At 72.5% G+C, this 26513-nt stretch carries 21 protein-coding genes and 1 riboswitch; of the genes, 4 read left to right on the top strand and 17 right to left on the bottom strand.

The window, feature by feature from the left end; translation table 11 throughout:
• Window positions 1-24: 24 nt before the first annotated feature.
• The gene (locus ACFVXA_RS32440) at window positions 25-1284 is read right to left on the bottom strand and encodes a serine hydrolase domain-containing protein (RefSeq protein ID WP_389469621.1); all 1260 of its coding nucleotides are present in this window, start codon (window positions 1282-1284) and stop codon (window positions 25-27) included.
• Between the two features lie 335 nt (window positions 1285-1619).
• Here ACFVXA_RS32440 and ACFVXA_RS32435 point away from each other — a divergent pair, with 335 nt between their 5' ends.
• Complete coding sequence (locus ACFVXA_RS32435) at window positions 1620-2534, top strand: SCO1860 family LAETG-anchored protein (RefSeq protein WP_390028042.1); 915 nt, start codon at window positions 1620-1622, stop codon at window positions 2532-2534.
• Between the two features lie 129 nt (window positions 2535-2663).
• Here the strand turns inward: ACFVXA_RS32435 and cobC are convergent, their stop codons facing one another.
• The 6 genes from cobC to cobM are packed head-to-tail and all read right to left on the bottom strand — an operon-like array spanning window position 2664 to window position 9305.
• Complete coding sequence (gene cobC / locus ACFVXA_RS32430) at window positions 2664-3893, bottom strand: Rv2231c family pyridoxal phosphate-dependent protein CobC (RefSeq protein WP_390028039.1); 1230 nt, start codon at window positions 3891-3893, stop codon at window positions 2664-2666.
• The gene (locus ACFVXA_RS32425) at window positions 3883-4827 is read right to left on the bottom strand and encodes a sirohydrochlorin chelatase (RefSeq protein ID WP_383909076.1); all 945 of its coding nucleotides are present in this window, start codon (window positions 4825-4827) and stop codon (window positions 3883-3885) included. The genes cobC and ACFVXA_RS32425 overlap by 11 nt, the downstream gene beginning before the upstream one ends.
• Window positions 4824-5444, bottom strand: coding sequence for a precorrin-8X methylmutase (locus tag ACFVXA_RS32420; RefSeq protein ID WP_384023263.1), 621 nt, complete (start codon window positions 5442-5444; stop codon window positions 4824-4826). The genes ACFVXA_RS32425 and ACFVXA_RS32420 overlap by 4 nt, the downstream gene beginning before the upstream one ends.
• A gap of 5 nt (window positions 5445-5449) precedes the next feature.
• Complete coding sequence (cobJ, locus tag ACFVXA_RS32415) at window positions 5450-7234, bottom strand: precorrin-3B C(17)-methyltransferase (RefSeq protein WP_390028036.1); 1785 nt, start codon at window positions 7232-7234, stop codon at window positions 5450-5452.
• Window positions 7231-8490: a precorrin-6y C5,15-methyltransferase (decarboxylating) subunit CbiE gene (gene cbiE / locus ACFVXA_RS32410; RefSeq protein WP_362027891.1), complete on the bottom strand. Its 1260-nt coding sequence runs from the start codon at window positions 8488-8490 to the stop codon at window positions 7231-7233. The genes cobJ and cbiE overlap by 4 nt, the downstream gene beginning before the upstream one ends.
• The gene (gene cobM / locus ACFVXA_RS32405) at window positions 8487-9305 is read right to left on the bottom strand and encodes a precorrin-4 C(11)-methyltransferase (RefSeq protein WP_390028034.1); all 819 of its coding nucleotides are present in this window, start codon (window positions 9303-9305) and stop codon (window positions 8487-8489) included. Before cobM ends, cbiE begins: the two co-directional genes overlap by 4 nt.
• A gap of 249 nt (window positions 9306-9554) precedes the next feature.
• Here cobM and ACFVXA_RS32400 point away from each other — a divergent pair, with 249 nt between their 5' ends.
• Window positions 9555-10283 carry a ZIP family metal transporter gene (locus ACFVXA_RS32400; protein WP_362027897.1) on the top strand — a complete coding sequence of 243 codons (729 nt, stop codon included), beginning with the start codon at window positions 9555-9557 and terminating at the stop codon, window positions 10281-10283.
• 11 nt (window positions 10284-10294) lie between these two features.
• On the opposite strand, the gene cobI is transcribed toward ACFVXA_RS32400, so the two are convergent.
• The 10 genes from cobI to ACFVXA_RS32350 all read right to left on the bottom strand — a co-directional run bounded on the left by cobI (window position 10295) and on the right by ACFVXA_RS32350 (window position 23985).
• A complete protein-coding gene (cobI, locus tag ACFVXA_RS32395; RefSeq protein ID WP_362027900.1) occupies window positions 10295-11026 on the bottom strand; it encodes a precorrin-2 C(20)-methyltransferase in 732 nt (243 codons plus the stop codon).
• Window positions 11023-12465, bottom strand: a complete 1443-nt coding sequence (locus ACFVXA_RS32390; RefSeq protein ID WP_390028031.1) for a cobyrinate a,c-diamide synthase — start codon at window positions 12463-12465, stop codon at window positions 11023-11025. Before ACFVXA_RS32390 ends, cobI begins: the two co-directional genes overlap by 4 nt.
• Window positions 12459-13058 (bottom strand): cob(I)yrinic acid a,c-diamide adenosyltransferase, encoded by a 600-nt coding sequence (gene cobO, locus ACFVXA_RS32385; protein ID WP_383745404.1) that lies wholly within the window; start codon window positions 13056-13058, stop codon window positions 12459-12461. The genes ACFVXA_RS32390 and cobO overlap by 7 nt, the downstream gene beginning before the upstream one ends.
• The gene (locus tag ACFVXA_RS32380; RefSeq protein ID WP_390028030.1) at window positions 13058-15073 is read right to left on the bottom strand and encodes a putative cobaltochelatase; all 2016 of its coding nucleotides are present in this window, start codon (window positions 15071-15073) and stop codon (window positions 13058-13060) included. The genes cobO and ACFVXA_RS32380 overlap by 1 nt, the downstream gene beginning before the upstream one ends.
• Window positions 15070-18723 (bottom strand): cobaltochelatase subunit CobN, encoded by a 3654-nt coding sequence (gene cobN, locus ACFVXA_RS32375; RefSeq protein WP_384400987.1) that lies wholly within the window; start codon window positions 18721-18723, stop codon window positions 15070-15072. Before cobN ends, ACFVXA_RS32380 begins: the two co-directional genes overlap by 4 nt.
• The gene (locus tag ACFVXA_RS32370; protein ID WP_390028027.1) at window positions 18720-20252 is read right to left on the bottom strand and encodes a cobyric acid synthase; all 1533 of its coding nucleotides are present in this window, start codon (window positions 20250-20252) and stop codon (window positions 18720-18722) included. Before ACFVXA_RS32370 ends, cobN begins: the two co-directional genes overlap by 4 nt.
• Window positions 20249-21193 carry a cobalamin biosynthesis protein gene (locus tag ACFVXA_RS32365; RefSeq protein WP_384023188.1) on the bottom strand — a complete coding sequence of 315 codons (945 nt, stop codon included), beginning with the start codon at window positions 21191-21193 and terminating at the stop codon, window positions 20249-20251. Before ACFVXA_RS32365 ends, ACFVXA_RS32370 begins: the two co-directional genes overlap by 4 nt.
• A gap of 118 nt (window positions 21194-21311) precedes the next feature.
• Window positions 21312-21453: riboswitch (cobalamin riboswitch) on the bottom strand.
• 112 nt (window positions 21454-21565) lie between these two features.
• Window positions 21566-21790, bottom strand: coding sequence for a hypothetical protein (locus tag ACFVXA_RS32360; protein ID WP_362027921.1), 225 nt, complete (start codon window positions 21788-21790; stop codon window positions 21566-21568).
• A gap of 12 nt (window positions 21791-21802) precedes the next feature.
• Window positions 21803-23044, bottom strand: a complete 1242-nt coding sequence (locus ACFVXA_RS32355) for an inorganic phosphate transporter (protein ID WP_362027924.1) — start codon at window positions 23042-23044, stop codon at window positions 21803-21805.
• A gap of 179 nt (window positions 23045-23223) precedes the next feature.
• On the bottom strand, window positions 23224-23985 hold the full coding sequence (locus tag ACFVXA_RS32350; protein ID WP_383909096.1) for a lysozyme: 762 nt from the start codon (window positions 23983-23985) through the stop codon (window positions 23224-23226).
• Between the two features lie 196 nt (window positions 23986-24181).
• Here ACFVXA_RS32350 and ACFVXA_RS32345 point away from each other — a divergent pair, with 196 nt between their 5' ends.
• Window positions 24182-24910, top strand: a complete 729-nt coding sequence (locus ACFVXA_RS32345; RefSeq protein WP_390028023.1) for a class II aldolase/adducin family protein — start codon at window positions 24182-24184, stop codon at window positions 24908-24910.
• Window positions 24911-25212: 302 nt separating this feature from the next.
• On the top strand, window positions 25213-26340 hold the full coding sequence (locus ACFVXA_RS32340) for an alpha/beta hydrolase family protein (protein ID WP_383909102.1): 1128 nt from the start codon (window positions 25213-25215) through the stop codon (window positions 26338-26340).
• Window positions 26341-26513 lie beyond the last annotated feature (173 nt).

Below are 26513 nucleotides of genomic sequence, written 5' to 3'. Positions count from 1 at the left end.
GCGCCCGGCCGCGGAGCGCGTCGGTCAGTGCGCCGCGGGCTGCGCGGGCAGGTTGAAGATGTGCTGCGGGCTGACGATCTTCGTGATCGTCTCGCCGAAGACCGTACTGGGCTCCGCGCCCTTGTAGTCGATGTCGGTGTTCAGCAGCACGACGAGGGTCGCCTTGGCCGAGGGCAGGTAGATGGTCAGGGACTCGTAGCCCGGCAGCGAGCCGTTGTGGCCGATCCAGCCCTGGACGTTGAAGATGCCGAGGCCGTACCCGGCGCCCGGGATCGTGGTCGGGGCCGTGGTGAGCCGCTGCTTCTGGGTGGCGGGGCTGATCAGGGTGGTGCCGTCGGGCAGTACGCCCGTGGCGACCGTGGGCGCCCAGGTCCGCAGATCGTTCAGGTCGGAGATCATCGCGCCGGCCGCCCAGCCCCAGGAGGGGTTCCAGTCGGCGGTGTCCGCGACCTTCCCGTCCGCCGTCTGGTCCGTGTACCCCTGCGCGTGCGGGGTCGGGAAGGCGGCGTCGGTCGGGAAGACCGTGTGCCGCATGCCGGCCGGCGTGAGGACGTTCTTCTTGATGAAGTCCTGGATCGGCTCACCACCGGCCTTCTCGACGACCAGGCCGAGCAGGATCAGATTGGTGTTGCAGTAGGAGAACTCCTTGCCGGGCGGGAACAGCACCGGGTGCTTGAAGGCGTAGTCGAGCAACTGCTGTGGTGTGAACGGCCGTTGGGGATCGGACGTCAGCGCCTTGAAGAACTCCGGATCCTCGGAGTAGTTGAAGAGCCCGCTGCGCATCCCGGCCAGTTCGCGCAGCGTGATCCTGTCCCCGTTGGGCACCCCGGAGACGTACTGGCCGATCGGATCGTCCAGGCCGACCTTGCCCTCGTCGACCAGCTCGAGCAGCGCCGTCACGGTGAAGGTCTTGGTCTCGCTGCCGATGCGCACGTACAGGTCCGGCGACATCCTCAGGCCGGTGCTCTTGTCGGCGACCCCGAAGGACCGCACGTAGTTCCCCTTGTCCGGCGTCCACAGCCCCACGGTCACGCCGGGCACGTTCGCCTGCCGCATGACCTGCTGCACGGCCACGTCGAGCTGCCGCGTCACGTCGGGGGTGAGCGCGCGGACGTCGCCCGTGGAGGAGTCGGTGGGGGTGGGTGAGGGCGGCTCGGTGGCCACGGTGGGACCGGCGAACGCGGGCGCCCCGAACGCGGATCCGCCCGCGACGGGCACCACGAGCACCCCTACCGCCACGGCTGTGGCGGCCCCCCTGCGCATGCGTCCGCACGAGCGCGCCATGGGCTGACTCCAAGCCATGAGGACGGGCCCGCGACGTAGGCCGCAAGGCCCTCTGTACCACCAGCATAGGAGCGGTGGTGTCACGCCGCCTGTCGGAGCGTGACGACCGCCGTACCGGCTCGTTGAGCACTTCTTTTCGTGCTCCGGAGCGTCAACCGGCGTGTTCGGGTCAGGGCAGTTGAACGAGTGACGAGAGGGAACACCCGTGCCGCCAGATTCGAATTGACGCGCGGAACTCACACCTTGGAGTGAAGTCACGCCAGGTTGCTGACTGTTCACTCTCAGTGCGTAATTCTTTGCGGGTCCCAAGCTTTTCTCTTATGGGGGTCCCACCCTTGAACAGCAACAACTTCCGTATGCCGGTTCGCCGTTTGACCGCCACCGCGGCGGCCACCGTCCTCGCCGCCGGTCCCGCGGCGCTGGCCGGCGCGGACTCCGCCCACGCGACCGCCGACCACGGCCGCGCGAGCGCCGTCGTGCTTCGTACCGGGCTCGACGTCTCCCTGCTCAACAAGACCGTGAACGTCCCGCTCACGGTCTCCCTCAACGAGGTGCGCGCGCCGCAGAGCGCCCAGAAGACCGCGCTGACCGCGAGGTTGGACGGAGTCGACGGCGGGCGTCCCTTCAGTGTGCTGCGCGCGGACGTCGCCACCGCCAAGGCCACCGTGTCCTCCGGCAGGGCCGAGGGCTCCACGAACCTCGCGCACGCGACGGTCCATGTCCCCGGGCTGCCGCTGCTGTCCCTCATCGAGGTCGAGCAGGTGACTGCGAAGGCCACCTGCGAGACCGGGAAGAAGCCCGTGGCCACCGCGAACCTGCTCGGCGGGGTCACCGTCCTCGGCAAGAAGGTCACGGTGTCCGTGGGCGGCCCGACACAGGTGAAGGTGCCGGGGGTCGGCGAGGTGCGGCTCGATCTCTCCAGGACCGAGACCACCTCGCGTACGGCGGCCGCGTCCGCGCTCGAACTCAAGGTGTCCATCAATCCGCTGAAGCTGAACGTGGCGGAGGTGGAGGGAACCGTGACCCTGGCCGGGGCGACCTGTTCGTCCCCGGTGGCGCCCCCCGCCCAGCAGGAGCAGGCCGAGCCCGCCGATCCGGCGGCCGACGTGAAGCCCCAGGGGGCTCCCGCGGAGGCGGACCTCGCCGAGACCGGGGGGAGCTCCATGACGCCGTACATCGCGGGCGGCGCGATCGCGTTGCTGGTGGCGGGCGGGGGAGCGGTGGCCCTGGCGCGCCGCCGCCGGGGCTGACGGGGGAGGGCTGTTCGCCGCGCCCTTTCCGGGGCGCGGCGAACAGCGCGATCTTTTGGCGGGGGCCTGGGAAGGCGGAGCCCCCTGGTACGGGACGGGCAGGGGCGGAGGGGGCGAAAAACCCCTGCCTCAGCCCCCGCCCACCGTCACCGCCCGGTCCAGCGCCCGCAGGAACCGGTTGACCGTCCCCCGGTCCCGGACCGCCACCCGCAGCCACTCCTCGTCCAGCCCGGGGAAGGTGTCCCCGCGCCGCACGGCGAAGCCGAGGTCGCGAAGACGCCGGCGCACGGCGGCCGCACGCGGCAGACGGATCAGCACGAAGGGCCCCTCCGCCGGCTCCACGACCTGCAGTCCGTCCACCCCGAACTCCCGGAGTCCCGCGACCAGGTGGGCCCGATCGGCAGCGATCCGATGCGCCGCGTGCGCGGCCTCCGCCAGCGCCTGCGAGGACACGCACGCCTCCGCCGCCGCGAGGGCGGGCGTGGAGACGGGCCAGAGCGGCTGGGCACGCTCCAGCTCGGCGATCGTCTCGGGCGCGGCGAGGACGTACCCGATGCGCAGCCCCGCCAGCCCCCACGTCTTCGTGAGGCTGCGCAGCACCACGAGCCCGGGCACGTCCGTCCGCCCGGCCAGCGCCTCCCGCTCACCCGGCACCGCGTCCATGAACGCCTCGTCGACCACCAACACCCGCCCGGGCCGGGCGAGTTCGGCGATCGCCTCGGCCGGGTGCAGTACCGACGTCGGATTGGTCGGATTCCCGATCACGACGAGATCCGCGTCCTCGGGGACGGCCGCCGGGTCCAGCCGGAAGCCGTCCTCCGCGCGCAGCAGGACCCGGTCGACGGTGTGGCCCGCGTCCCGCAGCGCGGCCTCCGGCTCGGTGAACTGCGGGTGCACGACGACCGGTTGACGCACCTTCAGGGCGCGAGCCAGCAGGACGAAGGCCTCGGCGGCCCCCGCAGTGAGCAGCACCCGCTCCACCGGCAGCCCGTGCCGCGCCGCCACCACGGCTCGCGCGGCCCGCCCGTCCGGGTAGGCCGCGAGCCCGCTGAGCGACGCGGCGATCCGCTCCCGCAACCACGGAGGAGGCGTGTCCGCGCGGACGTTCACGGCGAGATCGGTGAGCGCGGAGCCGTCGTCGCGCACCTCGGCGTCACCGTGATGCCGCAGGTCGTGCGTGTGGCCCTTGCCGGCGCTCCCGTCTCGCGAGCCGCCCTCGCGGGCGCTCCCGTCTCGCGAGCCGCCCTCGCGGGCGCTCCCGTCTCGCGAGCCGCCCTCGCGGGCGCTCGCGTCTCGCGAGCCGCCCTCGCCGGCGCTCCCGTTCCGTGCCCCGCCCTCGCGGGCCCCGTCAGTGCGCATGGGACTGCGCGTGACCACCGTGGTGGCCGTGGCCGTGGTGGTGTCCGTGGTGGTGGTCGCCGTCGTCGTCCGGGTGGAAGTGCGGCTGCTGCGGGAGCCCCACCTTGTCCTCGAAGCCGGGCAGCGCTATCCGGTAGACGCAGGAGTCGCAGTTCATGCGCAGATCGCCCTTGACGGCCTCCGCGTACCGCTCCATGACGAGGTCGAGCAGCTCCGGCTCGGGGCCGATCACGTCGGCCGACCGCACCTCGACCTCGGGGTGCGCGGCGGCCCAGCCCTCGGTCTGCTGCCGTACCCGGTCGGGCAGGATGCCCGTGAAGAGGAAGTAGGGGAGCACGACGACGCGGCGGGCGCCCAGCTTCACGCAGCGGTCGAGACCGGACGGCACGTCCGGCGCCGCGAGCGACACGAACGCCGTCTCGACGCCCGCGTACCCCCGGCCCTCCCACAGCAGCCGCGCCGCCTTGTGCACCTCGGCGTTGGCGTCCGGGTCGGTGGAGCCGCGGCCGACGAGCAGCACGGTCACATCGGCCCGGTCCTCGGGCGTACGGGCGGTGCCGCCGAGGGCCTCGTCCAGCCGCCGCTCCAGGACGGCGAGGAGCGACGGGTGCGGGCCCAGCGGACGCCCGTAGGTGTACGAGATCCCGGGGTGCCGCTCCCTCTCGCGGGCCAGCGCCGCCGGAATGTCCCCCTTGGCGTGCCCGGCGGACACCAGCATCAGCGGTACGGCGGCGAAACGCCGTACCCCCTGCTCGACCAGCTCGGTCACGGCGTCACCCAGGGGCGGCGGCGAAAGCTCGATGAAGCCGCCCGCGACGGGCAGTTCGGGATGACGGCGCCCCAACTCCCGTACGAAGTCGCGGAAGGCCTCGGCTCCGGCCTCGTCCCGGGTGCCGTGTCCGGCGATGAGCAGGGCGGGGGGCGGGGTGGTCACGTTGTCTCCTCAGCAGGCTCGGAGGCCTTGGTCATGGGGTGGTACAGCAGGGCGTTGAGCGCGGCGGCGGCGACCGCCGAACCGCCCTTCTCGGACACGTTGCTGACGGCGGGCAGCCCGCTCTCGCGCAACGCGGCCTTGGACTCGGCCGCGCCGACGAAACCGACGGGCAGACCGATGACGAGCGCCGGATCGGCGTCCAGGGTGAGGAGCTCCTCCAGAGCGGTCGGCGCGCAGCCGATCACCCAGAGCGCGCCGGGCCCCACATCCTCGTAGGCGAGCCGGACGGCGTGCGCCGAACGGGTCAGCCCGGGGCCCGACTTGGCGTCCTTGAGGCGGCAGACGGTGTCGCGCCGCGTGATGCCCGCCGCGACCATCTCCACGTCCACCACGACCGGGGCCCCGGCGTGCAGCGCGGCGTGCGCCTTCTCCAGGGCGCCCTCGTCGGTGACGAGGTCGCTCGCGTACTCCAGATCGGCGGCGGAGTGGATGACCCGCTCCACCACCGCGCGTGTCAGCGGCGGGAAGTGCGAGGTGTCCAGGCGGGCGCGCAGCCGCCGGAAGGACTCCTGCTCGATCGGGTGCACGACCCGGCTCTCCGGGAACACCTGGCTCACTCGGCTCACTTGGGCTCCTCCTGCCAGCGGTAGCCACGCGGCGTCACCATGCGCCCGGCGATCTCACGGGTCGCCGTGTTGCCGACGGTCACCACGGTCATCATGTCGACGATCGCCGGATCCAGGGACCCCAGCGTCGTCACCCGGCTCGACTCGTCCGGCCGGGAGGCATTGCGTACGACACCCACGGGCGTGGTCGGTTCCCGGTGCTCGGCGAGGATCGCGAGCGCCTTCGGCAGCTGCCAGTCCCGGCCCCGGCTGCGCGGGTTGTAGAAGGTGACCACGATGTCCGCCTCGGCCGCGGCGCGCACTCGGCGCTCGATGACCTCCCACGGAGTGTGCAGGTCGGAGAGGCTGATCGACACATGGTCGTGCCCAAGGGGCGCGCCCAGGATCGCTCCGGCGGCGAGCGCCGCGGTCACGCCCGGCACCCCTGCCACGTCGATGTCGTCGGACGCCTCGGCCAGCGCGGGCGACGCCATCGCGTACACGCCCGCGTCGCCGCTGCCGATCAGCGCGACGGCCTGCCCGCGCCGGGCCTCCGCCACCGCCGTACGCGCCCGCTCCTCCTCCGCGCCGAGCCCCGACTCCAGGATCCGGGTCCCGGGCCGCAGCAGATCGCGGATCTGGTCGACGTACTGGTCGAGTCCGACCAGCACAGCAGCGCGGCGCAGTTCGTCCTTGGCGCGCGGGGTGAGCAGATCGCGCGCACCGGGCCCGAGCCCCACCACGGCGAGCCGCCCGCGCGCCGGCCGACGTACGACCGCACAGGTGGCCATCGCGGGCCGTCCGTCCGCCCGCTCCGACTTCCGCTTGGGGACGAGGAGTTCACCCCCGCGTACGAGGGCCGCGGCCTCCGCCACGGACGGCGTGCCGACGGCGGTGAGCGGCGCGTCCGAGGGGTTCGGCACCTCGACCGCCGCCAGCTCTTCGGCGGTGTATGTCACCAGGGGCACCCCGAGCCGCGCGGCGGCCTCCACGATGCCCGGCTCGTCGGCCTTGGCATCGACGGTGGCCAACTCGGCGACGGACGTCGCGGACAGCCCGGCGTCCCGGAGAGCCCCTTCGACGAGCCCGAGCACCTCGTCGGCCGGGGCGCCCTTCGAGGCCCCGACGCCGACGGCAAGACAGGGCGGCCTGAGCACGACTTCCCGCTCCGCAGGCTCAAGGACTCGGTCACTGACAAGGATTCGGTACCGCCCTGGGCCGTCGTCCCGCTGCGCGAGGGGGGTTCCCGCCGCTCCAGCGGAGCCGAGAGCTCGGGGGAGGGCGGGAACAGCCTCCGACGCCGGGCGCCGCACATTCGACGGCAGGGCAGGCAGAGGCCAGCTCACCTCCGCCTCCAGCGCGACGGGCTCCCCGTCCAGCATGGCCCGAGAGACCCCGGCGACATCCCCCTCCACCGGGACCCCGAGCGTATCCAGCCCCGGCACCCCGACGGAGTCGGTCGCGGTGGTCACCACCGGCTCGGCCCCCAGCAACTCGCCCACTTCGCGGGCGAGTTCGTTGGCCCCGCCGCCGTGGCCCCCCAGGAGGGCGACGGCGAACCGCCCCGCCTCGTCGACACACACGACCCCCGGGTCGGACACCTTGTCCGAGAGCAGCGGCGCGACGAGCCGCACGACCACTCCGGTGGCGAGGAAGCACACCAGCTGCTCGCACTCCGCGAACGCGGCCCGCACGGCGTCCCCGACGGCCCCGTCGTAGACACGGACACGCGTGGGCCAGGCACTGGCCAGCCGGTCACGGGCCGCCGCCCCCGCCGCCGTGGCGGAAATCAGGCCGATCACTGGGGCACTCCTTCGGTACGGGCCGGAGGCCGGACGCCCCACAGCAGAAAAACGGGATTGGTGGCCGCGAGCCGGGTGACGCCACCCGGCAGCGGCGCGAGCCGGGACGACTGGAGCAGCACGCCGTCGCAGTCGAACCCGGCGCCGGTGAGCGCGTCCCGGGCCGCCGGCACCCGGTCGAGGGCGGCCATGGCGACCACGACGGCCCGCCGGGCCCGCCGCGCGCAGGCCGTGACGATGGCGGGCAGTTCGCGGCCGCCGCCGCCGATGAAGACCGCGTCCGGATCGTCCAGGTCGGACAGCACGGTGGGCGCGGCCCCGTGCACGACCCGTACGTCCACGCCGTGCGCCTCGGCGTTGGCGCGGACGCGGTCGCAGCCGTCGCGCGTCTTCTCGATCGCGGTGACGGCGGCGCCGAACCGCGCGCACTCGACGGCGACGGACCCGGAGCCCGCGCCGACGTCCCAGATCAGCTCGCCGAGGCGCGGCCCGAGCCGGGCCAGCGCGAGCGCCCGTACCTCGAACTTGCTGATCATCGAGTCGCGGTGGGCGAACTCGCTCTCGTCCAGGGCCCATCGGGCGGGCCCGGCCGGTGGCCCGGCGACGGTCCGGACGGAGGCGAGGGCCCGTGACTCGTCCAGGCACAGGACGACGCTCACCGCCGTACCCCAGTCACGGGCGGCGGCCTCGGCGGGCGTGACCCGCTCGACGCGTTCGTGGTCGGGGTCGCCGAGGGCGCTCGCCACGACGAGGACGCGTTCGGCGGTGCGGTACGCGAGGGCGGCGCCCAGTTCGGCCGGCCCGGAGCCGGGTCCTGTCAGCACGGCCACCTTGGGCTGGGACCGGCAGATCTGGACGGCCGTGCGCAGATCACGCCCGTGCGCGCTGACGACCACCGCGTCGTCCCAGGGCAGCCCGAGCCGCGCGAAGGCGGTGGCGACGGACGAGACGCCCGGGCTGACGTTCAGCCGCTGCGCCCCGAACCGCTCGGCCAGCGCCCGCACGATCCCGAAGAACCCGGGGTCACCGGAGGCGAGGACGACGACGCGCCCGTCCTTCTGGCCTTTGTCCAGGTAGCGCTCGATGGAGTCGAGGGCGGGCGCGAGAGGCCCGAGCACGATCCGCTCGGCCCCCTCCGCGATCGGCGCGCCCGCGAGATGCCGCCGGCCGCCCACGACGAGCCCGGCCTCGGCCAAGGCGGCCTCGGCGTCCGGGGGAAGCGGCGCCCCCGTGCCCGTACCGACGACGGTGATCACGGCTTGGCACCCCGGGCACGAAGGGCCTTGCGGGCTTCCGGGTCGGCTTTGCGGAAACCGTGGAAGTGACCGGGGTGGTAGAGGTGCGAGCGGGTGCCGCTGGCGTCGAGCGCCGGGCCGACCAGGAAGAGGGTGTGCTTCCAGAGCTTGTGCTCCTTGACGGTCTCCTCCAGCGTCTCGATCGTGCACTTCACGATCAGTTCCTCCGGCCAGGTCGCCTGGTAGGCGACCACGATCGGCGTGGACGTCGGATAGCCGCCCTCCAGCAGCTCCCGTACCAGCTGGCCGCTGCGGGCTGCCGACAGGAAGAGGGCCATGGTCGTGCCGTGCCGCGCGAACTCGCGCACCTCCTCCCCGGGGGGCATCGGCGTCTTGCCGCCGCCGAGCCGGGTGAGGATCACGGACTGCGCGACCTCGGGAATCGTCAGTTCGCGCTGCGCGAGCGCGGCGACGGCGGAGAAGGAAGAGACACCGGGGATGATCTCGGTCTCGACGCCGATGTCCGCGCACCGGTCGAGCTGCTCCTGCGTGCCGCCCCACAGCGCGGGGTCGCCGGAGTGGATGCGGGCCACCTTCAGCCCGTCGCGAGCGGCCCGCTCGTACACGGCGACGACGTCCTCGAGCGACATCGTCGCCGAATCGAGGATCTCCGCACCCTCCCGGGCGTGGTCGAGGACCTCGGCCTGCACCAGGCTGGCCGCCCAGATCACCACGTCGGCCTCGGCGATGGCGCGCGCGGCGCGAAACGTCAGCAGGTCGGCGGCGCCGGGCCCTGCCCCGACGAAGATCACCTTGCCGGTGGGGGCATCGGCCATGGGAATCGGTCCTCTCCTACGAAACTCGGGTGCTGCGAAAGACGTGAGTACTGCGACTCGGGTGCTGCGAAAGACGTGAGTACTGGACTCGGGTGCTGCGAAAGACGTGAGTACTGGACTCGGGTGGTGCGACGTGGTTACTGCGAATGACTCGGGTGCCGCGAAAAAACTGGGGTGCTGCGAAAAGACTCAGTGATCATGTGTCCGTTGGACATGCGCGAACGGGCCCTGATCGGATAGCAAGGGCGTATGGCGGTCCTCGTCGCGCTCGGCGCGTTCCTGATGACGCTGGCCGGCGGCTGGACGGCACAGCGCGTGGTCGACCGCCGCCATCTGGTGCTGGGCCTGGCCGGCGGGCTGATGCTCGGTGTGGTCGGCCTGGACCTGTTGCCGGAGGCGCTGCACGCGGCCGGCGAGGAGGTCTTCGGGGTACCCGCCGCGCTGCTCCTCTTCGTGGCCGGCTTCCTGCTGGCACACCTGGTGGAACGCCTGTTGGCGCACCGTCAGGCCGCGCACGGCGGCGAGGAGAACGGCGGACGCGCGCCCCAGGTGGGCCTGACGGCGGCGGCCGCGATGGTCGGTCACAGCGCCATGGACGGCGTGGCGATCGGCGCTGCCTTCCAGGTCGGCGGCGGCATGGGCCTGGCGGTCGCCCTCGCGGTGATCGCCCACGACTTCGCGGACGGCTTCAACACGTACACGATCACCAGCCTGTACGGGAACGCCCGCCGCAAGGCGATCACGATGCTGGTCGCGGACGCGGCGGCCCCGGTGGTCGGTGCGGCCTCCACGCTCTTCTTCACCATCCCGGAGCAGCTGCTCGGCGGCTATCTCGGCCTCTTCGGCGGCGTACTCCTGTACCTCGCCGCCGCCGAGATCCTCCCCGAGGCACACCACGAGCACCCCGCCCGCTCGACCCTGTTGTGCACGGTCGCGGGCGCGGGTTTCATCTGGCTGGTGGTCGGCCTCGCGGGCTGAGGAAGCGGGTGTCACAGCTTGCCGCCGCGCCCGCCGTCGCGCCGTGCGGGCGCGATGAGCGTCGAGAGATACGGCAGCGGCCCACCGTCGAGTTCGGCCGCGGGCCGGATCGACTCCTCCTCGAGACCGAGCGCCGAACCCCATACGGCGTCGTCGATCCGCCCGGTCTCGCGCAGCGCCTCGGCGACCTCGCGCGCCTGCCGCCCGAACTTGTACGCGACGACGGTGCCGGGCCCGTTCAGGGCGTCCTTGAGCACGGCGGCCCCGGCGGTCACCGGTACCAGGGTGAGCGGTTCGGTCCCTTCGGTGAGCACGGCTCCGGACCGGGCGGCGAGGTCCTGCATGGCGGTGATGCCCGGCACGGTCGCGATCTCCGTCCCCGGGACCAGCTCGCCGATGGTGTGCGCGAGATAGGTGAAGGTCGAGTACACGTTGGGGTCGCCGATGGTCGCGAAGGCGACGACCGCGTGCCGCTGGAGCAGCTCCGCGACCCGCGCGCCCGCGGCGTCCCAGGCGGCCTCGCGCCGTTCCCGGTCGGTCCGCTCGTTGAGCGCGAACACGACCCGGACGACCTTCTCCTCGGGCACGTAGTGCAGAACGGTCGCCTCCGCCCGCCCCCGCTCCCCGGTGTCCATGACAGGCACCACGACGACCTCGGCGGTGCGCAGAGCGTTGACGCCCTTGACGGTCACCAGCTCCGGGTCGCCGGGCCCGACCCCGACTCCGATCAGCTTGCTGCTCATGACGTCAGGCACCTCTCCACGAACCGACGGGCGACACCGGGCTCGGACGCCCAGTGCGTGTGCAGATAGCTCGCATGCACACCTTGTTGTACGAAACCTTCGACACGCTTTTGAGGGGCGCGCACCCCCCAGGCGGGAGCCGCCCCGGCGCCCGGCTCCACGACGGTCCGGTGGAACTCGTGGCCCCGCATCCGCGCTCCCGGCTCCGCGAGCACACTCTCCGACACGGCGACGGCGTCCCGGTAGCCCAGGGTGAGCCGCTCGCTCATCCGGGCCGTGGCGTCGAGCACCCCGCACATGGGCTGCCCGTCCAGCTCGCGGCACAGATACAGCAGTCCGGCGCACTCGGCCGCGACGGGCGCCCCACTGAGCGCCAGTTCGGCAACGGCCTTACGGAGCGGCTCGTTGGCGGACAGCTCGGGGGCGTACACCTCGGGGAACCCGCCCCCGATGACCAAACCGGCCGTTCCCTCGGGCAGTTGCTCGTCCCGGAGAGGGTCGAACGTGACGACCTCGGCCCCGGCGGCGGCGAGCAGCTCCGTATGCTCGGCGTAGGAGAAGGTGAAGGCGGCACCACCGGCAAGGGCGATCACCTTCAGCCCGTCCGGCGTTTGAGGACGAGGCCGTCCAGGCCGAACGGGGGTCTGGGGGCGGAGCCCCAAGGTGTCGGGAACGGGAAGGGGCGGCGGGGGCGAAACCCGAACAGCCTCAGCCGCATCCCAAGCCGCACCCGGCAACGCGGGCGCACTGCGCGCAAGCGCGAAGAGCGCATCGAGATCGCACCCCTCCCGCACCTGCGAGGCCATGGCGGCAACCGCTTCGACGGCGTCCGAGCGCCGCTCGGCGACGGGCACCAACCCGAGATGCCGGGACGGCGTGTCCACCTGCGGAGCGCGCCGCAGCACGCCGAGCACAGGGACGCCCGACGCATCGAGGGCGTCCCGGAGCATGTCCTCGTGCCGCTCGGACCCCACCTTGTTGAGGATCACCCCCGCGACCCGCACCTCGGGATCCCAGGAGGCGAACCCGTGCACCAGCGCGGCCACGGACCGCGACTGCGACGAGGCGTCCACGACGAGCACCACCGGCGCCCGGAGCAACTTCGCCACATGCGCCGTGGACGCCAGTTCCCCCTGTCCGGCGGCCCCGTCGTACAGCCCCATCACACCTTCGACCACGGCGAGATCGCACCCGCGCGCACCATGCGCGAACAGCGGCGCGATCAACTCCGCCCCGCACAGACAGGCGTCGAGATTCCGCCCCACGCGCCCGGTGGCGAGCGCGTGATACCCCGGATCGATGTAGTCGGGCCCCACCTTGTGCGGGGAGACGGCGAGCCCCCGCGAGGCGAAGGCCGCCATCAGCCCCGTGGCAACGGTGGTCTTGCCGCTGCCCGAGGAGGGCGCGGCGATGACCAGCCGAGGGACGGAAGTCACCACTCGATGCCCCTCTGGCCCTTCTGGCCGGCGTCCATCGGATGCTTGACCTTGGACATGTCGGTCACCAGGTCGGCGAACTCGACGAGCTTGTCGGGGGCGTTGCGACCGGTGATCACGACATGCTGGGTCCCGGGCCGGTCCCGCAGCACCGCCACCACCTCGTCGACGTCCACCCACCCCCAGTGCATGGGGTACGCGAACTCGTCCAGGACATACAGCTGGTACGTCTCGGCGGCGAGGTCCCGCTTGACCTGCTCCCACCCCTCGCGGGCCTTCTCCTCGTTGTCCATCTGGGAGTCGCGCTGGACCCAGGACCAGCCCTCGCCCATCTTGTGCCAGTCGACGGAGCCGCCCTCGCCGGACGCACCGAGCACGCGCAGCGCGTTCTCCTCGCCGACCTTCCACTTCGCGGACTTGACGAACTGGAACACCCCGATGGGCCACCCCTGGTTCCAGGCGCGCAGCGCGAGCCCGAAGGCGGCGGTCGACTTGCCCTTCCCGATCCCCGTGTGCACGACGACCAGCGGCCGGTTCCGGCGCTGACGCGTCGTCAGCCCGTCGTCCGGCACGACACTCGGCTGCCCCTGCGGCATTACGCGGCCCTCCTCGAAGTCCCCTGCACATCCCTGACGAGACCGGCGATGGAGTCCGCCCTCAGCTCGTCCAACGTCACCGCGGTGCCGCCCAGTTCACCCGCGAGCTGCCCCGCGAGCCCGAGTCGCACGGGCCCCGCCTCGCAGTCGACGACCACGGAGGCGACCCCGTCGGCCGCGAAGAGCCGCGCCGCGCGCCCGGCGAGCGCGACCGGCTCGGGCCCGCCCGTGGCGCGCCCGTCGGTCACGACGACGACCAGCGGCCGCCGCGCGGCATCCCGCAGCCGCTCGACCCGCAGCACGTCGTGCGCGCGCAGCAGCCCGGCGGCCAGCGGTGTCCGGCCGCCCGTGGGCAGCGACTCCAGCCGGGCCGCCGCCGCGTCCACGGACGACGTGGGCGGCAGCGCCACCTCGGCCGCCGACCCGCGGAAGGTCACGAGCCCCACCTTGTCGCGCCGCTGATACGCGTCGAGCAGCAGTGACAGCACCGCGCCCTTCACGGCGCTCATCCGCTGCCGCGCCGCCATCGACCCGGAGGCGTCCACGACGAACAGCACGAGGTTGCCCTCACGACCCTCGCGTGTGGCCTGACGGAGATCGTCCCGTCGTACGACGAGACCGCGCCCCGACCGTCCGCGCGCCCGCTGGTGCGGCGCCGCCGCCCGCACGGTCGCCGCCAGGTGCAGCTTGGTGAGCGCCCCTCGGGGCCGCCGCGATCCGGTGGTCCGCCCGTGCTCGGTTCGCGCGCGCGAGCGCCGCCCGGCGGCACCCTCCCCGAGCCCCGGCACGCTCAGCACCTTCGTACGAAAGGGTTCGGCGGCCCGTACGGGGGACTGCTCGCCGCCGCCCTGGGCCGCCGGCGCCTGCCCGTCCTGCGAGGGCTCACCCTGCGCCGGGACGTCACCGGCGGGGGAGTCGTCGTCCGGCCCGTCCTGCGGCGGCTGCCCACCGCCACCGGGCCCGTCCGGGTCAGGGTCAGGATCGTCGTCCCCGTCCCCGTCCTGTCCGCCGAACTCCTCCAGCGTCTCGTCGAGCTTGTCCTCGTCGAGGCCCGGCGCGTCGAACGGGTTGCGCCGCCGCCGGTGCGGCAGCGCGAGCAGCGCCGCCTGTCGTACGTCCTCGGCGAGCACCTCGGTCCGCCCGGCCCAGGCGGCCAGCGCCGTCGCGGTCCGCGCCATCACGATGTCCGCCCGCATGCCGTCCACCTCGAAGGCCGCGCAGGTCGCCGCGATCTGCCGCAGCGCCCCGTCCCCGAGCCGCACGGACGGCAACAGCTCCCGCGCCGCGACGATCCGCGCCCGTACGGCGGACTCCTCGCCCGCCCACCGCTGGGCGAAACCGTCCGGATCGTCGTCGTAGGCGAGCCGTCGTCGTACGACCTCCACCCGCTGGTCGGGCTCCCGCGAGGCGGCGACCTCGACCGTCAGCCCGAACCGGTCGAGCAACTGCGGCCGCAGCTCGCCCTCTTCGGGGTTCATCGTCCCGACGAGCAGGAAACGGGCGGCGTGCCGTACCGAGACGCCCTCGCGTTCCACGTACGAGGCACCCATGGCGGCCGCGTCCAGCAGCAGGTCGACCAGGTGGTCGTGGAGCAGATTGACCTCGTCGACGTACAGGATTCCGCGGTGCGCGTCGGCCAGCAGGCCCGGCTCGAAGGCCTTCACGCCCTCGGCGAGGGCCCGCTCGATGTCGAGCGCGCCGACCAGCCGGTCCTCGGAGGCGCCGACCGGCAGCTCGACCATCCGGGCCGGACGGCTCTCGAACGCTCCCGGCTCGTGCGGGCCGTCGGGACAGGCCGGGTCGGGCCCCGCCGGGTCGCACGAGAACCGGCACCCGGAGACGACGTCCACCCCCGGCATCAGCGCCGAGAGCGCGCGCACGGCCGTGGACTTGGCGGTGCCCTTCTCGCCGCGCACCAGCACACCGCCCACCGCCGGCGACACGGCGTTCAGCAGCAGCGCGAGCCGCAGGTCGTCCTGGCCGACAACGGCCGTGAACGGAAACGGAGTAGTCACTGGTCGTCGCCCTCCAAATCGCCTTCGAGCTCCAGATAGGTGGCGCGCAGCCGCTCCAGCGTCTCCGCGTCCGGCTCGGCCCACAGCCCCCGGTCGGCGGCCTCGAGGAGGCGTTCCGTGATACCCCGCAGGGCCCAGGGGTTGGACTTCTTCATGAAGTCCCGGTTCTCCGCGTCGAAGACGTACTCCGCGCTGAGCCTCTCGTACATCCAGTCGTCCACGACCCCGGCTGTCGCGTCGTACCCGAAGAGGTAGTCGACGGTCGCCGCCATCTCGAAGGCGCCCTTGTAGCCGTGCCGCCGCATCGCCGCCATCCAGCGTGGGTTGACGACCCGGGCGCGGAAGACCCGGTGGGTCTCCTCGCCGAGGGTGCGGGTCTTCACCTGATCCGGTACGGCGGAGTCGCCGACGTACGCCTCGGGGGAGGCCCCCGTCAGATGGCGCACCATGGCGACCATGCCGCCGTGGTACTGGAAGTAGTCGTCCGCGTCGACGAGGTCGTGCTCGCGGGTGTCGACGTTCTTCGCGGCGACGGCGATGCGCTTGAACGCCGTCTCCATGTCACCGCGCGCGGCCCGCCCGTCCAGCCCTCGTCCGTACGCGTAGCCGCCCCACACCGCGTACACCTCGGCGAGGTCGGCGTCCGAGCGCCAGTTGCGCGCGTCGATCAGCGGCAGCAGCCCGGCGCCGTACGCGCCCGGCTTGGAACCGAAGACACGGGCGGTCGCCCGCCGCCGGTCGCCGTGCTCGGCGGTGTCCTCGTCGGCGTGCTTGCGGACGTAGTTCCGGTCGGCGGGCTCGTCCAGCTCGGCCACCGCCCGCACCGCGTCGTCGATCAGTCCGACCACGTGCGGGAACGCGTCCCGGAAGAAGCCGGAGATACGGACCGTGACGTCGATGCGCGGACGGCCCAGCTCCGCCAGGCCCACGATCTCGAAGCCGGTCACCCGGCGCGACGCGTCGTCCCACACCGGCCGGCAGCCGAGCAGCGCGAGGATCTCCGCGATGTCGTCGCCCTGGGTGCGCATCGCGGAGGTGCCCCAGACGGTGAGGCCGACGGACGTCGGGTACGCGCCGGTGTCCTGGAGATAGCGGGCCACCAGCGAGTCGGCGAGCGACTGCCCGACCTCCCAACTCAGCCTGGACGGAATCGCCTTGGGGTCGACGGAGTAGAAGTTGCGGCCGGTCGGCAGGACGTTGACGAGTCCGCGGGTGGGCGAACCCGAGGGGCCGGCGGGGACGTAACCGCCGTCCAGCGCGTGGAGGATGTGGTCGATCTCGTCCGTCGTCCGGGCGAGCCGTGGCACCACCTCGCGGCACGCGAACTCCAACACCGCCACGGCGTCCGGCAGTTCGACGCCCACGACCTCGTGGACGAGAGCGGGGACGGCGGCCGCGTCCCAGCCGCGCTCCTCCATGCCCTCGGCGAACCGGCGGCACAGCTGCTCAAGGAGGTCGATCGCGTCGGCGCCGGTCCGCGCGGGTCCCTCGACGAGCGAGGTCAGCCCGTCCGGCACCTTCACCGGCGCGCCCGGCTCGGCGAGCAGCTCCTTCTCGACCAGACCGAAGTGCTCGGCGAGGCAGGCCCGCAGACCGGGCAGCGCGTTGGCCGCGCCGCCCCACACCTGGGAGGCGCGCAGCACGGCCAGCACGAGGTTCACCCGCGGCTCGGCCTCCGGGCCGCCGCCGAGAATGTGCAGGCCGTCCCGGATCTGCACGTCCTTGATCTCGCACAGATAGCCGTCGATGTGCATCACGAACTCGTCGAACGCCTCGTCGCCCGGCTGCTCGTCGACATGCAGGTCGTGATGGAGTTCCGCCGCCTTGACGAGGGTCCAGATCTGCGCGCGGACCGCCGGGGCCTTGGTCGGGTCCAGGTCGGAGACGAGCGCGTACTCGTCGAGGAGCTGCTCCAGCTTCGCCAGATCGCCGTACGTGTCCGCGCGCGCCATCGGCGGTACGAGGTGGTCGACGACTGTGGCGTGCCCGCGGCGCTTGGCCTGGGTGCCCTCGCCGGGGTCGTTGACGATGAACGGGTAGACGAGCGGGAGTTCGCCGAGTACGGCGTCGGGCGCGCAGCCGCCACTGAGCCCAAGTCCCTTGCCCGGCAGCCATTCCATCGTGCCGTGCTTGCCCATGTGCACGACGGCGTCCGCGCCGAACGAATTGTCCAGCCAGCGGTAGGCCGCCATGTAGTGGTGCGACGGTGGCATGTCGGGGTCGTGGTAGATCGCGATCGGGTTCTCGCCGAAGCCGCGCGGCGGCTGGATCATCACGACGACGTTGCCGAACTGGAGGCAGGCCAGCACGATGTCGTCGCCGTCGACGTAGAGGGAGCCCGGCGGTTCGCCCCACGCCTCCAGCATTCCGTTCCGCAGCTCGGGGTCGAGCTGGTCGAACCATGCCCGGTAGTCGGCGAGCGGCACGCGTGCGGGCGCCGTGGCGAGCTGATCCTCCGTCAGCCACTCGACGTCGTGACCGCCGGCCTCGATGAGCCGGTGGATCAACTCGTCGCCGTTGTCGGGGTATTCGGTGAGCGCGTAACCGGCGCCCCGCAGCGCGTCCAGCACGCGTACCGCCGAAGCGGGCGTGTCGAGCCCGACCGCGTTGCCGACCCGCGAGTGCTTGGTCGGGTAGGCGGTGAAGACCAGCGCGAGCTTCTTCTCGGCGTTCGGCTTGTGCTTCAACCGGGCGTGGCGCAGGGCGATTCCGGCGACGCGCGCGGCCCGCTCGGGGTCGGCGACATACACCGGCACGTCGTCCGGACCCTGCTCCTTGAAAGAGAACGGCACGGTGATGAGCCGCCCGTCGAACTCCGGGATCGCTACCTGCATCGCCGCGTCCATCGGGGAGAGCGCGGCGTCCGACGCCTCCCAGGCACTCTTCGACGACGTCAGGCACAGTCCTTGCAGCACGGGGATGTCGAGGTCGGCGAGGGCGCCGATGTCCCAGGCCTCCTCGTCGCCACCCGCGGACGCCTGCGAGGCGTGGGTGCCGCCCGCCGCGAGCACGGTGGCGACCAGCGCGTCGGCCTTCCCGAGGATCTCGTACAGGCCGGCGTCCGCGCCGCGCAGCGAACCGCAGTACACGGCAAGGGCGTTGGCGCCGCGCGACTCGATCGCGTCGCACAGCGTGTCCACGAAGGCGGTGTTGCCCGACAGATGGTGCGCCCGGTAGAAGAGCACGCCGACGGTCGGCCGGCCCTCGACGAACGCGCGCTCGCCGTGGACGCCGAACTCGGCCGTCTTCTGCGGCTCTTCGAAGCCCTCGCCGGTGAGCAGTACGGTGTCGGAGAGGAACCGGGCCAGTTCGGTGAGGTTCGCGGGGCCGCCCTCCACGAGGTAGCGCAGTGCCTCGGCCACCACACCGGCGGGCACCGACGACTCGGCCATCAACTCCGCGTCCGGGACGGACTCCCCGCCGAGCAGCACGGTCGGGATTCCCGAGGCCTTCAGCCTGCTCAGGCCGTCCTCCCAGGCCCGCTTGCCCCCCAGCAGCCGTACGACGGCGATGTCCGCGCCCTCGACGAGCCCGGGCAGCTCCTCCGCGACATCCACCCGGGTCGGATTGCCGATCCGGTACGACGCGCCGGAGGCACGGGCCGCCAGCAGATCCGTGTCGGCGGTCGACAACAACAACACTGTGCTCATGCGGGCGCTCCCGGTGGAATGAAAGGCAGTCCTTGCGGCGCGCCCGACTCGATGAGCCGCCACAGCGCGTCCGTGTCCGCGTGTTCCTCGATCAGATCGCCGAGCCGGTCCAGCTGCTCCTCGCGCAGCGCCGCGAACGACGTGTCGGCGGCCGGCACGAAGCGTCGGCCCGCGGCGGCCGCCACCTCACGCAGGAAGGCGCGCCGGAATCCGTCCGACTCCAGCGAACCGTGCCAGTGCGTGCCCCAGACGGCACCGACCCGGCAGCCGTCCAGGCTCCGTCCGTCGTCATCGGAGAGGAACGCGTCTCCGCCCGCGACGTCGGCGACGCCGTGATGGATCTCGTACCCCTCGACGCGCTCGCCGAGGGCCCGGCCGACGGGCCGGGTGAGGGTCTTCTCGCGCGCGAACCGCACGCGGACGGGGAGGAGTCCGAGGCCCTCGACCCGCCCCGCCCGCGACTCGACCTCGTCCTCGATGCGCTCGCCGAGGACCTGGAAGCCACCGCAGATGCCGAGGACGGGACGGCCCTCGGCGGCTCTGCGCGCGATCGCGGCCGCGAGCCCGCGCTTGCGCAGCCACTCCAGGGCGCGCACGGTCCCGCGGGTGCCGGGGATCACGACCAGATCGGCGTCGGCCAGCTCCTCGGCCCGGTCCACGAACCGCACGACGACACCCGGCTCGGCGGCCAGCGCGTCCACGTCCGTGAAGTTGGACATGAGGGGGATCGCGCAGACGGCGACCCGCAGGACGTCCTCGCCGACCGGCGAGGTGACCGCCGACTCCCGGACCGTCCCGCGCAGGGACACCCGGAGCCCGTCCTCCTCGTCGATGCCGAGGCCGTGCCGGAAGGGCAGCACGCCGTACGACGGGCGTCCGGTGAGGCCGTGGAGCATGTCGAGCCCAGGCTCCAGCAGGGACACGTCCCCACGGAACTTGTTCACCAGGAACCCGGCGACCAGCTCCTGGTCCTCACGGGACAGCAGCGCGACCGTGCCGAAGAAGGAGGCGAAGACGCCCCCGCGGTCGATGTCGCCGACGACGAGCACGGGCAGCCGCGCGTTCCGCGCGATCCCCATGTTCACGATGTCCGTCCGCCGCAGATTGATCTCGGCGGGACTGCCCGCCCCCTCACAGATCACCGCGTCATACGTGCCCCGCAACTCGGCGAGGCAGTCCAGCACGGTCCCGAGGAGCCGCTCCTGCCGTCCCCCGTGATAGCCGCGCGCGCTCATCTCGCCCACCGGCTTGCCCATCAGCACGACCTGGCTGCTGCGGTCACTGCCCGGCTTGAGGAGCACGGGGTTCATCAGCGCGGTCGGCTCCACGCGCGCGGCCTGCGCCTGCATGGCCTGCGCCCGCCCGATCTCGGCACCCTCACGCGTCACGAAGGAGTTGAGGGACATGTTCTGCGCCTTGAAGGGCGCGACCTTGACGCCCTGCCGCACCAGCCACCGGCAGATCCCGGCGGTCACGACGCTCTTGCCGGCGTCGGAGGTGGTTCCGGCGATCAGCAGTCCGCCGCTCATGACGTGCCTCCCCGTCGTGTCAGGGTTCGGGCGGCCACGCTGACACCGAGCGCGAGCAGGCTCACGCGCCGCGACAGCCGTACGGCCCGTTCGATGTCGTCGACCTCGACGGCGCGGCCCGCGCCGTTCAGCACGGGCCGGTGCTCGACCCGGCCGCTGTAGGAGAGCGTCCCGCCGAGCCGCACACCGAGCGCACCCGCGAACGAGGCCTCGACGGGGCCGGCGTTGGGGCTCGGGTGCTTGCGGGCGTCCGCGCGCCAGGCGCGCACGGCGCCGCGCGGGTCGCCTCCGGCGACGGTGGCGAGCGCGGCGGTCAGCCGCGCGCCCGGCCAGCCCGCGACATCGTCGAGCCGCGCGGAAGCCCAGCCGTAGCGCCGGTACTTGGCGGACCTGTGCCCGACCATCGCGTCGAGCGTGTTCACGGCACGGAAGGCGACGAGACCGGGCACGCCGCCGACGGCGCCCCACACCAGTGCCCCCACGACGGCATCGGAGGTGTTCTCCGCGACGGACTCGACCACGGCACGGGCGATCCCGTCCTCGTCGAGCGCCTGCGGATCCCGCCCGCACAGATGCGGCAGCCGTTCCCGGGCCACCTCGACGTCCCCGGCCGCGAGCGCACCGCCGATCGCCCGGGCCTCCCGGCCGAGGGAGGTCCCTCCGACTACGGCCCAGGTGGCGGCGGCGGTCAGGGCGACGGAAGCGGTACGAGAGGTACGTACGGAACGAGCCGCGACGGCCGCGAGCCCGGCGGCACCCCCCACGCACACGGCGGTGTGCAGTGCGCCCCACCCGCGGTGGTCCCGCCACAGCACCCGCTCCACAGCTCCCGCGGCCCGCCCGAACGCGGCGACCGGATGCCCCCGGCGAGGATCGCCGAGCAGCAGGTCACCGAGAAGGCCGGCGGCGGCGCCGTACGCGAAGACGCGATCGGCACGCATCGGTTCAGCCGACCGTCGGGTCGGGCACAGCCGTCGTCCGCGTCATTCGCTTAGTTGGCAGAGCACTTGGGCAGCCGCGCATGGCGATATGTCCTCACTCAGGGTGTCCACGCCCTGGTTCGACGAGACCGGCGGTGAGAGTTCCTGGCTCCCGGGGACTTCCTTCCCCGGTGACAGTGGCGGGACCGCGCCGGATTCACACCGGCTTCCTCTCATGTCGCCGTACTTGGCTCCGGCAGTCCACCACGGGCCGAGAACACCCGTCAACTTGCTGTTGACCTGCGGAGGGAGAGTGTGCGAAGGCCCACACACGGGTGGGGTGCGAGACGGTGATCCGTCCCGCACCCCACTCGAAGTGATGCCCTTTTTACGTTACTTGCCGACGATCAGATAGATCCCGTACGCCACCGCCGCCGCGCAGGTCGCGAAGCAGACGTAGGCGCCGGTGACCGCGAGGGCGGCGGAACCGCCCTGGGCCGAGGCCGACTCGCGCTTGGAGAGTCCGACGATGCCGAGGGTGAAGAGGCCGACGAGGGCCACGGTGGTCACGAGGCTGACTCCGAAGACGGAGCCGAGGGCTGCCCAGTCGATGTGCATGCTGTTCGTTCCTTACACCGTGGCCGGGCGGGTGGGCTCCGCGTCCGGGGCCGGGATGGTGGTCTTCAGGTCGGTGTCCGCCGTGGCGATCGAGCCGGCCGGCGGCGGGGTGACCGCGGCGATCGCCGCGGTGACGACGCCCGCGGGCTCCGCGGGGACGTCGTTGACATTGTCGACGGTGACCGGCTGGCGGCGGGAGAGCGTCCAGATGACGCCGGCGCCGGCCACCAGCAGTACGCCGGTGAGGACGATGCCCCAGGTGCCCTGCTTGGTGAGGAACTCGGCGGAGGCGCCGGCCAGACCGGCGGCCGGCAGGGTCAGACCCCACGCGACGAACATCCGGGTCGCGGTCGACCAGCGGACGACACTGCCCTTGCGGCCGAGGCCCGAGCCCATCACGGCGCCCGAGCAGACCTGGGTGGTGGAGAGCGAGAAGCCGATGTGCGAGGAGGCCAGGATGGCCGTCGCGGCGCTGGTCTGGGCGGCGAAGCCCTGCTGCGGCGCGAGGTCGGTGAGGCCCTTGCCCATGGTGCGGATGATGCGCCAGCCGCCCAGGTAGGTGCCGAGCGCGATGGCCGTACCGGCCGAGACGATGACCCAGGTGGGAGGGTTCGAGCCCGGGGCGATCACACCGCCGGTGACCAGGGCGAGGGTGATGATGCCCATGGTCTTCTGCGCGTCGTTGGTGCCGTGGGCGAGCGAGACGAGACCGGCGGAGGCGATCTGGCCCGCGCGGAAGCCCTTGGCGGTCGCCTTCTCCTCGGCGCGGTTGCCGATCTTGTACGTCAGCCGGGTGGCCAGCATGGCGGCGAGTCCGGCGACGAGGGGGGCGGCGACCGCGGGGATCAGCACCTTGGTGACGACGGTCGAGCCGTTCACCGACGACCAGCCGGCCGACATGACCGCGGCGCCGATCAGGCCGCCGAAGAGTGCGTGGGAGGAGCTGGAGGGCAGACCCAGAAGCCAGGTCAGCAGATTCCAGAGGATGGCGCCGACGAGCGCCGCGAAGATCACTTCGGTGCGAATGCCCTCTTCGTTGATGATCCCGCCGGAGATCGTCTTGGCGACCTCCACGGAGAGGAACGCACCGACGAGATTCAGCACGGCGGACATGGCCACCGCCGTCTTGGGCTTCAGAGCGCCGGTCGAGATGGTCGTCGCCATCGCGTTGGCAGTGTCGTGGAAACCGTTCGTGAAATCGAACACGAGAGCGGTGACGATCACGATTCCGAGGAGGAGCGTGATGTGTTCCATTTACCCAGGCTTCTGTTTGACGTCAGTGGCAAGTGGACCGTAGGCAACCTGAGTGAACGGAAGATGAACTGGGGCGGGCGGTGGGGTGTCTCAATGGGTGGACCGCCCCTCCGTTTGTGGCGGAGGGGCGGCCCGATGGGCTCGAACGAAGGCGGAATCCTGGGCTCCGCTCCCTTTTTCTAGCCGCCGGCGAGCCGCTTGAGCTGAGTGCTGGATCCGTTGAAGAGATTCTGGTCACCCGGCAGGCTGCCGCTGTTGTCGTACTGCCAGAAGGTCCAGAACGACCAGCCGGCGGGCAGCGTGCCCGCGTCCGCCGAGTCGTAGCGGGCGAGCCACAGGGCGTGGTTCGCGGCGAAGGCGCGGCTGCCGCCGGTGCAGGTGTTCCACCAGTGCGTGGTCGTGTAGATCACCGGACGGCGGCCGGTCTCCCGCTTGACCTCGTCACTGAACGCCTTGATCCAGCTCACCATCCTGGCCTTGCTCAGGCCGTAGCACTTGTGGCTGCTGTACGGGTTGTACTCGATGTCCAGCGCGGGCGGCAGCGTCCAGCCGTCCGAGCGCCATGCGCCTCCGTTGCGCACGAAGTACGCGGCCTGGGTGGTGCCGGACGACTTGTCCGGCACCGCGAAGTGGTAGGCGCCGCGGAGGATGCCCGCGTCGCGCGCGCCGTTGTACTGCCGGCTGAAGTACGGATTGCGGTAGGTGTGGGACTCGGTCGCCTTGACGTAGACGAACTGGGCGCCCTTCGCTTTCGCGCTCGGCCAGTCGACGTTCTTCTGGTGCGAGGACACGTCGTGCCCCTTGGGCCTGCTCGCGGCGTCGGCCGGAAGCGCGGTGAGGGCCGTCCCCCCGGCGGTGAGTGCCGCCACGACGGCAGCCGCCGCGACGACGTGGGTGCGGGCGCGGGCGCGCCGACGGAACGGTTTGTGATCACGGGCCATATTTCCCCCCGGAATGGCGACGTGCACGACAAATCCCCCAGAGGTTACTGGAGGACCAGGCCATGCCCGTCGATCCCCAGCCAATCGCCAACAGAGGGGGATATATGCCCATACGCGACCTTACGGACGCATGGCTTCCGCCCTAAAGTGCCCTCGCCTGCGGCGCGTTGACGACTCTCCCTGGCAGGATCGCGGCATGGCTGAGCAGCGGCGGGACGCACGGGACGTGCGGGAGGAAGCACAGGTGGCGCCGGAGCGGGGAGAGTTGGACGGGCGGGACGCGCGGGACGAAGTGGAACGGGCGTGGGACGAGCTCGTCGCGACGGCCTGCCGGACGGTGGCCGACGGGCTGGTCGTCGGTACATCGGGCAATGTCTCGGTACGCCTCGGAGACACCGTCCTGGTCACACCGACGGGAGTGCCGTACGACCGGCTGCGGCCCGAGGACGTCGTCGGGGTCGATCTCGACGGCCGGCAGGTGCGCGGCTCGCTCCTTCCGACGAGCGAACTGCCGATGCACCTCGCGATCTACCGCGCCACCGACGCGCGCGCCGTCGTGCACACCCACGCCGCGCACGCGACGGCCGTCTCGACCCTCGTCCCCGAGCTCCCGCTGATCCACTACATGGCGGGCGCCCTCGGCGGACCGGTCCGTGTCGCCCCCTATGCGACGTACGGCACTGCGGAGTTGGCCGAGAACATGCTCCGAGCCCTCACCCACCGCACCGCCTGCCTCCTCCAGAACCACGGCACCATCGCCTATGGCTCCTCGTTGCACCAGGCCTACGACCGCACCGCCCAACTGGAATGGATGTCCCGAGTCTGGCTCCTCTCCGCCTCCGTCCCGGGCCTGACCCCGTCCCTCCTGTCGGGCGAACAGGTGACGGAGGCGGGGGAGCGCCTACGGGGGTACGGCCAGAGGTAGCCGGCGCCACCCTCCAGCCCGTCCGCCGTCCGCCGTCCGCCGTCCGCCGTTCGAGGACGAGGCAGTCCGGTCCGATACGGGGGTCTGGGGGGCGGAGCGCTCCAGGTACGGGACGGGCAGCGGCGGAGGGGGCGGAAAACCCACCCACCCGCCACCCACAGGGCTCAACCGAGCCGTACGGACCCGGCGCTCCCACCCCACCCGCACCACGGGGACCCACAGGCCCCGTCCCGGGGCGGAAGCCGTCATCCCGCCCCCCGCTCCCGCTGGCCTATAACGGACTCCCCCGGGAGACTGGATCCGTGCGCACCCTCAAAGCCACGGCCGCAGCCCTCACCGCAGCCATAGCCGCGGGCGCGGCCTCCGTGGCGGCGGGCCGCTTCGCCAGCGACGCCGCGCTGAAGACGCCGCCCGGCAGGCCCCTGCCCACCGAGCCCCGGCTCACCGTGCACGCCACGACGGCGGGCGGGATCACGCTCACCCGGGACCTGGCCTCCCAGCGCCCGGGCACGTACGGCCTCGCCGGGGACGGCTCCCACGCGGTCGTCGGCCCGGTCATGAACGCCACCCCGCACCCCGTCGACACGGTCGTACGCCGCCTGGAGCGGGTCACCCACGGGTCCCTGGAACCCGGCGACAAGGTGTGGCTCACCCCGAACCTCCACATCGGCGACCCGGGCGCCGCCCTCGGTCTCGAACACGCCGACGTCGACGTCCCCGGCGAACTCGGCGCCCTGCCCGCCTGGTTCGTGCCCGCCGTCCGCGACACCTGGGTGATCACCGTGCACGGCCTGGGCGGCACCCGCGAACATCCCATGAACGTGATGGAGTTCCTCAACCGCCACCACTTCCCGGTGCTCGACCTCGCCTACCGCGGCGACCTCGGCGCCCCCCGCTCCCAGGACGGTCTGAACCACCTCGGCGAGACCGAGTGGCGCGACCTCGACGCGGCCATCCGGTACGCCGTGCGCTACGGCGCCGAGCACGTCGTCCTGTACGGCTGGTCCACCGGCGCCACCATGGCGCTGCGCGCCGCCGCGCACTCCGCGCTGCGCGAGCGGATCTCCGGCCTCGTCCTGGACTCGCCGGTGCTCAACTGGGAGACCACACTGCGCGCCCTCGCCTCGGCCCGCCGCACCCCCAGCGCCCTGCTGCCCCTCGCGGTGCGCGCCGCCCAGGGCCGCACGGGCCTGCACGGCGACCGCACCGAGAACGCCGCGCGCCCCGACCACCTCACGGTGCCCACCTTGGTGGTGCACGGCCCGGGCGACACCATCGCCCCCTGGGGCCCCTCCCGCCGCCTCGCCGAGCGCCGCCCCGACCTGGTCACCCTGCACACCGTCCAGGACGCCCCGCACGGCGCCATGTGGAACGCCGACCCGGCAGGCTACGAAGAGGCCCTGCGCCGCTTCCTCACCCCCCTGATGTAGCCACCCGGCCGACCCCCGCCACAGGGCCGGACCACCGCCCCGCCCAAGGCGCCCCGACGAACCCGAGACCGCCCCGCCGAAGGCGCCCCGACGAACCCGAGGACCTCCTTCCGGTTCGGCCTCGGACAACTCTCGAGGAGGCTCGTTCCCGCGTGTCGAGTGCCTCGGGAACC

This window comes from Streptomyces sp. NPDC058246 (genome assembly GCF_042881985.1).
Classification (GTDB): Bacteria; Actinomycetota; Actinomycetes; order Streptomycetales; family Streptomycetaceae; genus Streptomyces.
The sequence above is the reverse complement of the archived record's forward strand: the minus strand, read 5'-3'. Positions and strand labels throughout refer to the sequence as shown.

Bases quoted from the DNA above. Each gene is read 5' to 3' on its own strand.
- cobM (WP_390028034.1), bottom strand. From the start codon at position 9,305: ATGGCCGATGCCCCCACCGGCAAGGTGATCTTCGTCGGGGCAGGGCCC.
- ACFVXA_RS32345 (WP_390028023.1), top strand. From the start codon at position 24,182: ATGGCTGAGCAGCGGCGGGACGCACGGGACGTGCGGGAGGAAGCACAG.
- ACFVXA_RS32355 (WP_362027924.1), bottom strand. From the start codon at position 23,044: ATGGAACACATCACGCTCCTCCTCGGAATCGTGATCGTCACCGCTCTC.
- ACFVXA_RS32400 (WP_362027897.1), top strand. From the start codon at position 9,555: ATGGCGGTCCTCGTCGCGCTCGGCGCGTTCCTGATGACGCTGGCCGGC.
- cobI (WP_362027900.1), bottom strand. From the start codon at position 11,026: ATGAGCAGCAAGCTGATCGGAGTCGGGGTCGGGCCCGGCGACCCGGAG.
- cobN (WP_384400987.1), bottom strand. From the start codon at position 18,723: ATGAGCACAGTGTTGTTGTTGTCGACCGCCGACACGGATCTGCTGGCG.
- ACFVXA_RS32370 (WP_390028027.1), bottom strand. From the start codon at position 20,252: ATGAGCGGCGGACTGCTGATCGCCGGAACCACCTCCGACGCCGGCAAG.
- ACFVXA_RS32350 (WP_383909096.1), bottom strand. From the start codon at position 23,985: ATGGCCCGTGATCACAAACCGTTCCGTCGGCGCGCCCGCGCCCGCACC.
- cobO (WP_383745404.1), bottom strand. From the start codon at position 13,058: ATGCCGCAGGGGCAGCCGAGTGTCGTGCCGGACGACGGGCTGACGACG.
- ACFVXA_RS32365 (WP_384023188.1), bottom strand. From the start codon at position 21,193: ATGCGTGCCGATCGCGTCTTCGCGTACGGCGCCGCCGCCGGCCTTCTC.
- cobC (WP_390028039.1), bottom strand. From the start codon at position 3,893: ATGCGCACTGACGGGGCCCGCGAGGGCGGGGCACGGAACGGGAGCGCC.
- ACFVXA_RS32360 (WP_362027921.1), bottom strand. From the start codon at position 21,790: ATGCACATCGACTGGGCAGCCCTCGGCTCCGTCTTCGGAGTCAGCCTC.
- ACFVXA_RS32440 (WP_389469621.1), bottom strand. From the start codon at position 1,284: ATGGCGCGCTCGTGCGGACGCATGCGCAGGGGGGCCGCCACAGCCGTG.